This window comes from Spirosoma profusum (assembly GCF_014699005.1).
Lineage (GTDB): Bacteria > Bacteroidota > Bacteroidia > Cytophagales > Spirosomataceae > Spirosoma > Spirosoma profusum.
Map to the genome: position 1 here is coordinate 106,778 of NZ_JACWZY010000011.1, position 12,751 is coordinate 119,528.

Below are 12,751 nucleotides of genomic sequence, written 5' to 3' on the forward strand. Positions count from 1 at the left end.
CAATGGCTATCATTCAGCAACGTAGTGAGATTTTGTTTTTGTACGATGCCAAATACTGTAATCCCAATGGCGACCCGTTAGATGCCAATCGCCCGCGCATTGACGAAGAATCGGGCCGATGTCTGGTTACCGATGTGCGACTGAAACGTACCATTCGGAATTACTTACTCGAAAACGGTTATAACGGCGAACCCGGTAGCAAAGGCGACATTTTCGTTCGGGAAGTGGGTGGCAAACCCGTAACGGGCACCGAGCGGGCGAAAGCTTATGCCAATCGGGAAGAGTATTTGCAGAAATTTATCGACGTCCGATTATTCGGGGGTGTATCGGCCCCGAAAGCGGCCTCAAAAGAAACAAAAAGGAAAGCCCCCGAACCGGAAATGGACAGCGACGAAACAGAGCGCGAACCGACCGATATGGAAGATCCCGTTGATGTGAGCAAATTATTCCATTTTACGGGACCGGTTCAGTTTGGGATGGGTCGGTCACTCAACCGGGTGCAGGAAAATTTCACCAAGGGAACGGGCGCGTTTACCACCAAAGAGTCGTCGATTCAGAAAACGTTCCGCGAAGAATACACCATTACGTATGGCTTGATTGCGTTTCATGGCGTTATCAACGAACAGGCAGCTAAGTACGTCGGCACCACCGACGACGATATCTTTAACATGACCGACGCAATCTGGCAGGGCACCAAAAATCTGCTCACCCGCTCCAAAAAAGGGCATATGCCACGGCTGCTGGTCAAAATCGATTACCGTAATAATTTCTTTATTGGTGACCTTATTGAACGTATCAGTCTCCAGCCAGAAGCCGGTAAACGGGAAGACGCCTATCAGGACATTAGCGATTTCACGGTTGATACGTCATTATTGGTCAATGCGTTACGTAAATATGCTGATCGCATTCAACGAGTTACCGTTGAACAGGACGACCGCATCCGGTTGTCGGAACCCATTCCGACCTTCATGCAATGAGCCGCCACGTCCTGATCTTCGACATCTGGGGTGATTATGCTCATTTCAAAAAAATCTATGTAACAACCTCAGCGGTTTCGTATGCCATACCGCCCAAAACGTCGCTCTACGGTTATATCGGGGCTGTTCTGGGTCTATCGAAAATCGACAACTCCTATTTGACGGCCTTTGCCGACAAACAGTGCTTAATTGGCTTGTCGGTGCTCAAACCCATCGTGATGAAACGGTTGGGCACCAATTTGCGGCCCGGCCTGAACCGGACGGCCAATAACCCCAAGCCGACGATGATGGAATATGTTTATCAGCCGAAGTATCGAATCTATGTTTCGCACCAGCACCGCTTCATTCAGGACGCGCTACGTCGGGCTTTACAGCAACATCAGCCGGTCTTTAGTCCGTCGCTTGGGTTAGCCAGCTTGGTATCAAATTTCGCGTGGGTGGGTGAAGTAACTGTTGAAAGTGTCCGGTCTGATGGTCCTATTTCTGTACATTCGGTTATTCCACGCAGCTATTTGGTTGCCTTAGATGATAAGGCCCTGTTTGCAGGTCAGATGGAGTTGATTGAACAAAGTCTATTCGCCATCGAGATGAATACAGACCGTGACGTTACCGAGCGCGACGACATACTACTGGAACGTAATGGCAAACCGATTCAGGCGCTCGTTACGGAGTATTATCCAATTCTTGGCGCGAACATTATTCTCTTTTGACCAACAGTCTTACTACGTATCATGGCTTCGCAGACCCGAATTCCGATTACCACCATTACGTTTCCGGAAATAGCCCTGCCCACCCGCGATGCGCACAAGCTACGTGGCTATTTCGGTACGTTATTCCGTGAACATTCGCCCTTGCTGCACAATCATCTCATTGCTCAGGCTACAGCCGCCGACAGCCCCCACCGATTTCGGTACGCCTATCCATTAGTACAGTACAAAGTGCTGGAACACATACCAACCCTGGTCGGCATGGCCGAAGGAGCTGAATTACTCGCCAAATTATTTCTGCAAATACGGGAGTTGACGATTGATGAAACACATTTCCCGGTATTGAATAAACACATTCGGCACGAGCAAGCCGTGATCGGGATGGTAGATGAACTCGTAAGCTACCGTTTTCAGACGTTGTGGATGGCCCTTAATCAAACGAATTATCAGGACTACCGTCGCTATACGAAGGCGGAGCAGTTGGCGCAGCTAAAACGGGTCATAACGAGTCAGATTCTCGCTACATTTCGAGAATTCGGCCTTTGGGTAGCCCCTCACGAACAAATACAGGTGCAACTGTCGATTGATGAGCGCACAACACGTTTTAAAAATCAGCCTATGGTCGCGTTCACAGGAGGATTTCTCGCCAACATTGTGCTTCCCAATGGTGTAGGTTTAGGCAAGGCAGTATCCCGCGGATTTGGCTCTATCCAACGGGTTGAGGGATAATCGCGGCTGTTGCGTTTTTGTCATTCTGAGGCACGAAGAATCTTAAAGTATCCTTATCTGAGAGTGAGGAACGTTTAAGATTCTTCCTGCGTCAGAATGACAAAAACGCACATTTAAAAACTAGTTTCTAAATGAAAAATCCACCCAAAAAGCAGGATTGAAACTAGATAGGAAATTATTTGGCCTCCCTGATCACCAGATTTTACGGAAAGAATGGCATTCTTCTGACCAGTCCTGATCTGTTATGCAACAACAAAGACTAATGAACGTCTTTATAGCATCTCCTCGCAAAGCAGGATTGAAACATGTCCATTTACGCTCTTAAGACTGGAATTTCTGAGTCATTATCCCGGAAAAAGTAGGATTGAAAAAACTCGTTATGACCCTGTGTAAATAGCACATAGTCATAACGAGTGACTCAGTGTTCCTTATTATTCTCTTTCAACACTGCTGGCTCCGCTTGTCCGCTGATTTACCTTTGGAGCGCCCATATACCGGACCTTACTGGCACCACTGGCGTCAACTACCAGATTATCCGTTACGTTAACATTAGCTTTACTCGCTCCACTGGCATTAATGTTCCCGCTACTGGCCGGGTAACCGAACCCCTGTAACGACGACGCACCCGATAACTCAGCCGATATTCCTTTGCCACTTCCCGTAATACGTAGTGTTGAAGCGCCTGATAGATCGACAGTCATTTGTGTTGCCTGTACAGTGAATTGCCCTTCCGAAGCGCCCGACAACGTAACGTCCAGATTATCCAGACCCGAAAATCCAGTTACGGTCGAGCGGGTAGCACCCGAAAATTCGACACCACGTAGCGTGGGCATTGTAATCGTAAAATTGGTCTGGTATTTCCGGTTTCGGGAATTGCGATATTGCGCGTGAAGCGTTCCACCCCGAACGTAGACGTCCAGATCATCCAGATTGCGTCGGTCACCATCGGCAGTAACGTTGAACGTAGCGCCCTGTTTCACAGTAATCCCAAAAGCACTACCCATATCAAGGCGGTCGAAGTTGGATAATGAATAGGTTTGGTCGTCGGGTTGATAGGGACCAACATCTTCGCGTTTGAGCGAACATCCCGCAAGGGTAAATAGGAAAGCAATAAGAATGAAGCAGAAAATACGTGTGTGTATCATGGTTGTATGTGTTGTTTATGGTTTGAGCGTAGCGTTCACTACGTTATTTACACCAATGACACCTACAAATCAGTTCCCCCCTACGCCCAACAGAAAGATTTTTCTTATTTATCGTAACAAATAGTTTAACCAACGTATTGCTGACACCTGGGGCTTCGACAGGCTCAGCAATACGTTAGTTAAACCCCTCATTAAGACATTATACGTTATTTACCGTAACGTAATCCGACATGGAAGCCAAGCCAGCCCCAATAACGGTTCCCAAATACATCGTTACGTTCAGAAAGGATTGGAATAGACGGCTTCAGAAATGGCCGCGCATAATCATCTTTGGTGAAATACCAGTTGACCGATGGCCCGAATGCCAGTGCTACGTGTGAAGTAAGTTTGGTTTCAAACAACGTACTGAAACGCAGTTGACTATTCCATTCTTCAGATGGTCGATCGAAGTAAAAATGGTGGTGATACGTTCCTTCCAGACTCAGCAACGTTCTGGGCGACAGACCAAAAGCGGTACCGAGCCCATAACCCGCCGTCATGCGGGGACTCCCTTCCCGCTCGAAGCTATAGCCCGCCGTCAGAATATTGTAGAGTCGACGAACGCCGGTACGTAGTGATACGTTGAGGAGATTCAATTCGTCGGTGCCGGCTTCAATACGGAAAAAGCCGCCTTTCCGGACGTAACTAATCAGGCCAATTGGCACGCCCCCCAGCGAATCTGCTACGTTGATCAAGCCAATCTGACTGCCTTTCGTTACAGTTCGGGCGCGGTTCAGAATTCCGGCAATCTGCCAGCCGACTACGTCCTGATGCGCATAATTGATTAATCCCACAACCTGCACACCACGTACTGATTTCGTAGCAATATTCAGCAATCCAGCTACTTGCGCGCCCTGTACATCCCCCCGGGCGAAATTGATCAGGCCCGCCATCTGCAATCCCTTCACCGAATCGATTACGGTATTGATCAAGCCAGCCGCCTGCACACCACGTACCGACTGGTTGGTATGATTGAATAAGCCACCAAGCTGAACGCCAGTCACTTTTCCACCTATTACGTTCGCTAATCCAGCCGCCTGAAACCCCTCAACATTGGTACGAACGATGTTCATCAACCCGCCTAGTTCAAAGGCGCGGGTACCGAAGGAGTAACCAACCAGCATATTCACCGAAAACCGATTGCTGATACGTCCGCTCAGTCGCAAATTAGTCCCGATGGTTGGCAGGAACGACACTTGCCAGTCACGGTAGAGGGTATCTCGGTTGAGGTTGATGTCGTGAATGGCCTGCTGCGCCGACACAAACAGTTTTGTAACCCCCGCCATCCCCCGATCAACAACCGATTCCGTTTGTTTCTCCGTTGTATCGACCGCTGGCAACGGTGTTTCAACGGGCACCATGGCTAACGATGCTTCAGCCGTTCGGGTGGTATCTTCTGTAACCCGAACAGGCAGCGGCTCCACTACCGACAGCGGAATTGGCTGAGGTCGCATACGAATGCTCACCGAATGCGGGGTGCGGGAACGAATAATGACGGTTTCGCCCAGATAATCCTGTTTACGAACGTCCAGACGTAGCGAAGGTCGGCTGGTCGGCAGCCGAAGTTGATAGTAGCCAAACGGGTTGCTAACGGTTGACGCCAGCGTCGTTTTCTCGAAAATACTGGCCTGAGCGATACGTTGGCCCGTTTGTTCGTCAAGAACGTAGCCGTCTACCAGAAAATTTTTGGGTGTCTCGTCGGTTACGTCAACTCGAACCAGAATGATGTGGTTACCCCGCGATTTGACCGTTACCTGGCGTTGAAATAATCGATTGAGTACTTCCCGAACCGGCGTGTTCACCAGTCGAAGGGTTACCAACGTAGCACCATCGATACGTACCGGATTATAGGAAAATTCAAAACGACCCGCCTGGCTAATCTGCCGCAGCGCACTTTCCATTTTCTCGTTTCGGATATCCACCGAAATAATACGGTCGAGTGGCGGGACTGACTGAGCCATGAGGCTGGTGCTCAGCAGTAAGAAGAATAAATTGATTAAATAACGCATGAATGTCATTTCCAGATGGTTTTTATAGAAGACATCCATCTGCTACGTTCCCCCTATTTACTGGCACCCATCGCCGTCTAAAATAATCTGTTTACCCTGATAACGAACACGTAACGTGAGCGTTTCGGCCGTTACGTTCAATACGTCTTCCAGCGCCATATTGTCGAAACGGGTTTTCAGGAGGCAGTTGCCGAGGGTAGCATTTGCCAGACGAACGTCGGCGTTGTAAAACTGATTTATGGTCTGTACTACGTTCCGCAACGGCTCATTATCAAAAACTAACTGGCCCGTTTTATAGGCAAACGTATTGGGCGTTACGGCTAACGTCCGACGTAACGTATCCGCTTTTGCGTCAAACGTAGCCTGCTGATTGGGGGTAAGCAGCACCGATTTTCGTGGGCCCGCAAAACGTACTTTGCCGGTCTCAACCGCTACGTTCACGTTGGCGTCGTAAGCACGCACATTGAACGACGTACCAAGTACCTGCACCACAGTCGATTGCGCCTGAATCCGAAACGGGTGTTCAGCATTGGGCGTTACGTCGAAAAAGGCTTCGCCAGTGAGTGTTACGTCGCGTGTATCGCCTGTGAAGGCAGTTGGGTAACGTAGCGTAGATTGGCGATTTAGTACAATTTGAGTTCCATCGGGTAAGGTTTTACGTACCTGTTTATCGGCGGCAACCAGAACACTTATTTGTTCGGCTGCGTATCGCTGGCTCATGTGCTGAAGTCGGTAGACCATCCAGCCCAGACTCATGATCAATACGAGTACAGCAGCAATCCGAACCAACGTTTCCCGCCAGTTTATAGACTTTTCATTCCGCGTAACTGAAAGCGGCTTGATAATAGTATCCGGTTCGGCTGACGTATCATTCCCCCTCATTTTCTGGCGCACTTTGTTCCAGGCGGCATCCGTATCGACCGGCTTCGCGCTGACACGTGAAGCCTCCCAGATACGTTCGAATTTGGCGAAATCATCATGCGTTGGTTCCTGTAAACCAGCCTTTTGGCTGATGAGCCACTCCCGTACCCGCGCCGATTCGACTGGGTCGGTTTCGCCCGCCAGAAACTTGCCCAGCAAGGCATCGTCAATGGGTTGTTGGTCAGCCATTTAATTAATGAAAAATGAAAAATGAAGAATAAAGAATAGGGGGAGCAACCGGTTCACATTGTCCATTATCCATTCTACATTATTCATTATAAGTATAACCGGAAGATAGTCACTTAATTCGGTACGTAAGATACGTAATGCTTTTCCAATCTGATTTTCAACTGTTTTAATTGAAATTCCTAAGCGTTCCGCTATTTCGTTGTACGTTAATTCCTCAAATCGGCTAAGTGTAAACGCCAGCCGACATTGTTCGGGCAATTTCTGAATGGCTCGCTGCAACTGATTCGCCAATTCATCTCCTATCAGTGCCTGAGCCGGCGAATCCGCCATGACTTCACCTCTATATTCGACGTATTCGCGGTGTTCGTTGCGAACGGCTGCGTGTTTAAGTCGATTCAGGCAGCGATTATGCACGGCTCTGAATAAATATGATTTTAGCGATACCGTAATAATCAACCCGTTACGTTTCTCCCAAAGGGCCAGAAACATCGCCTGTACTTCTTCTTCAGCATCGTCGGCATCAGGCAGCAACTGACGGGCATAGCGACACAACGACGCATAATGTTGTCGGAATACAGCTTCAAAATCGCGTTCGCTACCTGCCCGGATAGCGGCAATGACATCCTGCTCGATTGGGGGCACGAGTTGAGTAGTATAGATGGAAGGAGTGTGCAAAGCTATCATTTTCGCCGAACATCCGCTTGCTCAACTGCATGACAGTTCAGAATTGATTTACCCCTATGGGTGCTTAAATTTTATTTTTTAGCCGCAAAGAGCATTGAAGTTTTCGCAAAGTTTCGCGGAGCTCTCTGCGGCTCTTTGCGAAAACTTCAGCGCTCTTTGCGGTTAAAAATTACAATGCCAGATGCTGAGAATGAACGGGTTCAACGTAAAAAACTGTCGCCTGTCTATCAAAAGTTTCCGTTGAATCGGTGGTAAGGAACGTGCGCTGACCATGTTTGCTGCACTGGGTTTCCAACTCAGGATGACGTAACAAGTAGTCGGCCAGACTGTCGGCCACGATACGTCCCTGACTCAGAATGGTTGTATTGGCAGGAGACATCTGCCTGATTTTTTCGATCAGCAACGGGTAATGTGTACAAGCCAGCAGCAACGTATCAATGCTGGAAGATTGCGACATCAGGTGGTCGATGTGTTGCTTCACGAAATAATCAGCTCCGGGATGATCATACTCGCCATTTTCGACCAGTGGCACCCACATCGGGCAGGCTTCCTGATAGACTTTTACATCCGGGAAAAACTTCTCTATCTCAATCAGATACGATTCCGACGTAACGGTTCCTTTCGTCGCTAAAACGCCCACTTGCCCGGTTTTAGAATAGCTCCCAATGACTTCTGCAGTAGGGCGGATAACGCCTAATACGCGTCTGTCAGGAGCAATTTTTGGTAAGTCAAGTTGCTGAATATTACGTAGCGCTTTGGCTGAAGCCGTATTACAAGCCAAAATCACCAGCCGACAACCACGGTCGAACAAGTGCTGGACGCATTCGAGGGTGTAGTGATAAACCGTATCGAACGAGCGCGTACCGTAGGGCGTTCGGGCATTATCGCCCAAATAAACGTAATCGTATTGGGGAAGTTTCTGAACGATTTCACGTAGCACCGTCAGGCCACCGTAACCTGAATCGAAAACACCAATGGGTTGCACAGATTCTGCATTCATGGCGTACTGACCTTCTTTTTGACATCGGCCAGCATGGCGTCCAACGCCTTACGGTCATAGACAGTTCCCCGCAAAATAACCGTGTTTATGGCTTGCGTAGCGTCAATATTTTCTACTGGATTTCGGTCGAGCAGAACGATATCGGCGCTTTTACCGGCGGCAATTTCACCGTATTGAGTTGATTTCCGCAGAAATGCTGGCCCCGGAATAATGGCAGCCTGTAGTGCCTGCAATGGGGTCAACCCCGCTTTTACGAAGTAGCCAAGTTCATTATGTAAGCCCAAACCTGGGTACACGTAGGAATTCAGAAATCCGGCATCGGTTCCGGCCATAATAGTTACACCAGCTTTATGCAAAAGGGGAAGCAGAGAACTTGTTTTTTCATACAGCGCGTGCCGTTCAGCAATGGCGTCGGAGCTATCCTTCGCTACCCGGCTCACTCGCCATGCATATGTATTTTTCAAGCCCTGACCGATATATTGTAGGTATGTATCGTTCTGGTGATTATCCTGATCCAGAAACGCAATGGTACGACTGATCGTCAACGTAGGCACCACGAACGTACCGTTTTTCGCCATCCGCCGATACACCGCCAGCGCCGTAGCTTCATCAAAACTCTGCGCAATCATTGGCAAAGCGACTCGGGTGGTTAATTGCCCCGTCCGCACTTTGTCGGCCACTTCTTTATCCCGTGTTGAGCCAGCTTTGAGCACGTAACTCATGTGTTCAACCGAGCCTAACCCAGCCGACGAAACTTCATCCATCGTAAGGGCAAAGGGCACGTGGCCAGAGGTTTTCATACCTCGTTTTTTGGCTTCCTGCAAAATGTACAGATAAATGTCTGGCTTGATAGCATTATCGGTAATCTTCACAAAATCAACTTTCAGCCCCTGCAAAGAGTCAAGCATTTTGTCGACTTCGGCATTCGTGCTGACTTCAATATCGCCTATCCAGGTTGATTTATAGCCTTCCAGTTTCGGGCCTGATGTAAAGAGCGTTGGCCCAATCAGTTCACCCTTCGCAATCTGGTCACGCCATGTCAAAACGGATGGACTCAGATCGGCAGCGGCATCCCGAATAGCCGTAATACCGTGGGCGATATAAAGCGGCAACAGGTTTTTATTTTCCTCAATTAACGTATCCCCTCCGCCGAAATGAACGTGCATGTCCCAAAGGCCAGGGATGATGTATTTTCCCGAAGCATCGACAACCCTTTTCGCCTGAAAATTCTTCTCCTGCGACGCATCGAATACACCGACAATGGTTTTAGCACGCGTAGCAATCAGTTTGTTTGTCAGAATTTTACCTGATCGCACGTCAATCATATTACCCGATTTTATCAATACGTCGACCGGCTGCTTCTGGGCGTAGGCAGCATGAATCAGGAATGAAAGAAACAGGCAAACAAGAATAGGTCGCATGATACGTTTGCTGTGGGATAGAGTTTCAGGAAAGGCTATGTTTTCCAATTAAATTTCAGAGGCAAGCCCACAAATGAGCATTTTTGTCATGCTGAGGTACGAAGCATCTTAGTGTTTCCTGACTAGTTCGCGTGGATACGTAAAGATGCTTCGTGCCTCAGCATGACAAAAAATCAAATCTAATCAGCCATTACCCCAATAATTCTTTCCCCTGCGCCAGAGCCGCATCCAGCCCCGATGAGTCAGATCCGCCCGCCGTGGCGAAGAAGGGCTGCCCTCCCCCACCGCCTTTGATGTTTTTGGCGAGTTCTTTCACCACCTGTCCAGCGTTCAGGTTTTTGCCTTGAATAAGTGAATCAGGCAGCATGACCGCCAGTTGGGGTTTGCCGTTTATGTCGGCACCCAGCACTACGGCGAGATTATCGACTTTGGCTTTCAGGTCGTATGCCAGTTGCTTGAGCGCATCAGCTGTCGGTACGTCTACTTTTTCAACCAGACGAGAATGCCCATTTACGGTTTCAACTTTAGCCAGCAATTGGTTTTTCAATTGCTGAACCTTCTCGTTCTGAAGCGCTTCGACCTGTTTCTGCAACGCGCTACGTTCCTCCAGCAAAGCTTGTACAGCTTTCACTACCGCGACGGCGGACCGGTCCTTCGGCGCTTTGAGCAATTCTCTCACTTCGTTAAGAACGGCCATTTGCTCATTCACCAGTGCTTCTGCACCCGCCGACGTTTTGGCCTCAACCCGACGAACACCCGTCGATACGGAACCTTCGCCCGTAAACTTGAACAGACCGATGTGGCCCGTCGCCGGTACGTGCGTACCCCCACAAAGCTCAACGGAGTAATTCGGATCGAACGTAATGACGCGAACAAAATCGCCGTACTTCTCACCGAAAAGTGCCGTTGCGCCTAAGGCTTTGGCTTCTTCAATTGGTACGTTACGTTTCTCATCAAGTTTAATGTCTTCGCGAATTTTCTCGTTGACGATACGTTCCACTTCGGCCAGTTGTTCGTCGGTCACTTTGCTGAAGTGCGAGAAGTCGAAACGTAGCGCGTCGGGGCCGACGTACGAGCCCTTCTGTGCTACGTGTGTCCCCAATACGTCACGTAACGCCGAGTGTAACAGGTGCGTAGCGGAGTGGTTGCTACTGGTAAGGCCACGGCGCGACGTATTGATGACGGCGTATACTTTATCGGCTTGCGTTAGCAGGTCGTCAATTCCTGTAAGATCCTCAACGATATGTATGCTCAAATCATTCTCTTTTCGGGTGTCCAGCACCGTCAATGTGCCGATTTGATCAGAGCCATTGAACAGTTCAAGTACGCCCGTATCACCAATCTGACCGCCTGATTCAGCATAGAACGGCGTTTTGTCAAGCACAACCTGTACCTGCGTTCCCTGCTTATTCTGAATTTTCCGATACTTCACAATCTGGGCATACGAATCAGGCTGGTCGTAGCCAACGAACTCAACTTTATTGTCTAATTCAGCCAGTTCAATCCAGTCACCTGCCGATGCCTGTGCATCTTTCCGCGAACGGGCTTTTTGTTCCTGTAATGCTTTCTGAAAACCGGTTTCGTCGATACTCAAGCCTTTCTCGCGCGCGATCAAAGCGGTCAAGTCAGCCGGGAAGCCGAACGTATCGTTAAGTTCGAAAACGGTTTCGCCGGGAATCTCCTTTTTACCATCCGTTGTCAACTGACCAATAATCTGGTCCAAGCGGCCCAAGCCCGTACCCAGCGTCCGCAGGAAAGCGATTTCTTCCTCCCGAATTACCGTAGCGACAAAATCGCGCTGGGCGTTCAGTTCGGGGAATACGTCGGCGAACTGCATAGCCAGCGTAGGCACGAGTTTGGTCATGAACGGCTCCATCAGATTCAGATACGAGTAGCCATAACGAATGGCACGACGCAGAATCCGGCGGATAACGTAGCCAGCTTTGGCATTGCTCGGCACCAGCCCGTCGGCAATGGCGAACGATACGGCGCGGATGTGGTCAGCAATCACACGCATTGCTACGTCCTGCTTCTCCATGCTGCCTGTGTATTTTTTACCGGAAAGCTCTTCGATGACACGTATCGTTCCCGAAAAAACGTCGGTATCATAGTTCGATTGCTTGCCCTGAATGGCCATGCACAACCGCTCAAAACCCATTCCTGTATCGACGTGACGGGCGGGTAATTCTTCCAGCGAGCCATCGGCTTTCCGGTTGAACTGCATGAATACGTTGTTCCAGATTTCGACAACCTGTGGATGATCAGCATTGACAAGTTCTTTGCCAGGTTTCTGCGCTACGTCGTCTTCCGAACGCAAATCAATATGAATCTCGGAACACGGACCGCATGGCCCCGTATCGCCCATTTCCCAGAAATTATCTTTTTTATTGCCGAGAATAATCCGCGATTCATCACCAATGATTTCTTTCCAGAGATCCCACGACTCCTGATCGAACGGTACGTTGTCTTTTTCGTCGCCTTTGAATACTGATACGTAAATCCGGTCTTTGGGCAGCTTGTACACCTCCGTCAGCAGTTCCCACGACCAGTGAAGGGCTTCTTTTTTGAAGTAATCACCAAACGACCAGTTGCCTAGCATTTCGAACATCGTGTGGTGATACGTATCGAAACCTACGTCTTCGAGGTCGTTGTGCTTACCCGACACGCGCAGACATTTCTGCGTATCGGCTACGCGTTTGGCCGGGGGCGTACCGTTGCCCAGGAAAAAATCTTTAAACTGCGCCATGCCTGAGTTGTTGAACATCAGCGTCGGGTCGTTTTTGGCAACGAGGGGAGCCGATGGCACAATCAGGTGTTGTTTGGAGCGGAAAAAATCAAGAAAATGCCGACGTATTTCGGAAGAAGTCATCTGTTTAGTCATTAGTCGATCGTCATCAGTCGATAGTCATAAAACGCTTTCTCTGACGACT

General features: G+C 49.1%; 10 protein-coding genes. 3 read left to right on the top strand and 7 right to left on the bottom strand.

What is annotated here, in order from left to right; genetic code table 11:
• Positions 1-2 precede the first annotated feature (2 nt).
• From cas7b to IC229_RS14840, 3 genes are read left to right on the top strand one after another with little or no spacing between them, the layout of a single operon-like run.
• Positions 3-977 (top strand): type I-B CRISPR-associated protein Cas7/Csh2, encoded by a 975-nt coding sequence (gene cas7b / locus IC229_RS14830; protein ID WP_190887772.1) that lies wholly within the window; start codon positions 3-5, stop codon positions 975-977.
• Positions 974-1,687: a type I-B CRISPR-associated protein Cas5b gene (gene cas5b, locus IC229_RS14835; RefSeq protein WP_190887773.1), complete on the top strand. Its 714-nt coding sequence runs from the start codon at positions 974-976 to the stop codon at positions 1,685-1,687. Before cas7b ends, cas5b begins: the two co-directional genes overlap by 4 nt.
• 21 nt (positions 1,688-1,708) lie before the next feature.
• Positions 1,709-2,413: a CRISPR-associated endonuclease Cas6 gene (locus IC229_RS14840; RefSeq protein ID WP_190887774.1), complete on the top strand. Its 705-nt coding sequence runs from the start codon at positions 1,709-1,711 to the stop codon at positions 2,411-2,413.
• Between the two features lie 431 nt (positions 2,414-2,844).
• On the opposite strand, the gene IC229_RS14845 is transcribed toward IC229_RS14840, so the two are convergent.
• The 7 genes from IC229_RS14845 to alaS all read right to left on the bottom strand — a co-directional run bounded on the left by IC229_RS14845 (position 2,845) and on the right by alaS (position 12,690).
• Positions 2,845-3,558 carry a head GIN domain-containing protein gene (locus tag IC229_RS14845; RefSeq protein ID WP_190887775.1) on the bottom strand — a complete coding sequence of 238 codons (714 nt, stop codon included), beginning with the start codon at positions 3,556-3,558 and terminating at the stop codon, positions 2,845-2,847.
• A 206-nt stretch (positions 3,559-3,764) separates the two neighbouring features.
• Positions 3,765-5,558, bottom strand: coding sequence for an STN and carboxypeptidase regulatory-like domain-containing protein (locus tag IC229_RS14850; RefSeq protein WP_223834001.1), 1,794 nt, complete (start codon positions 5,556-5,558; stop codon positions 3,765-3,767).
• Between the two features lie 105 nt (positions 5,559-5,663).
• Positions 5,664-6,716, bottom strand: a complete 1,053-nt coding sequence (locus IC229_RS14855; protein ID WP_190887777.1) for a FecR family protein — start codon at positions 6,714-6,716, stop codon at positions 5,664-5,666.
• Positions 6,717-7,358, bottom strand: a complete 642-nt coding sequence (locus tag IC229_RS14860; RefSeq protein ID WP_317171577.1) for an RNA polymerase sigma-70 factor — start codon at positions 7,356-7,358, stop codon at positions 6,717-6,719. It abuts the gene before it with no gap.
• Between the two features lie 211 nt (positions 7,359-7,569).
• On the bottom strand, positions 7,570-8,400 hold the full coding sequence (gene murI, locus IC229_RS14865) for a glutamate racemase (RefSeq protein WP_190887779.1): 831 nt from the start codon (positions 8,398-8,400) through the stop codon (positions 7,570-7,572).
• Positions 8,397-9,821: an amidohydrolase family protein gene (locus tag IC229_RS14870; protein WP_190887780.1), complete on the bottom strand. Its 1,425-nt coding sequence runs from the start codon at positions 9,819-9,821 to the stop codon at positions 8,397-8,399. The genes murI and IC229_RS14870 overlap by 4 nt, the downstream gene beginning before the upstream one ends.
• Before the next feature lie 190 nt (positions 9,822-10,011).
• Positions 10,012-12,690, bottom strand: a complete 2,679-nt coding sequence (gene alaS, locus IC229_RS14875; protein ID WP_190887781.1) for an alanine--tRNA ligase — start codon at positions 12,688-12,690, stop codon at positions 10,012-10,014.
• Positions 12,691-12,751 lie beyond the last annotated feature (61 nt).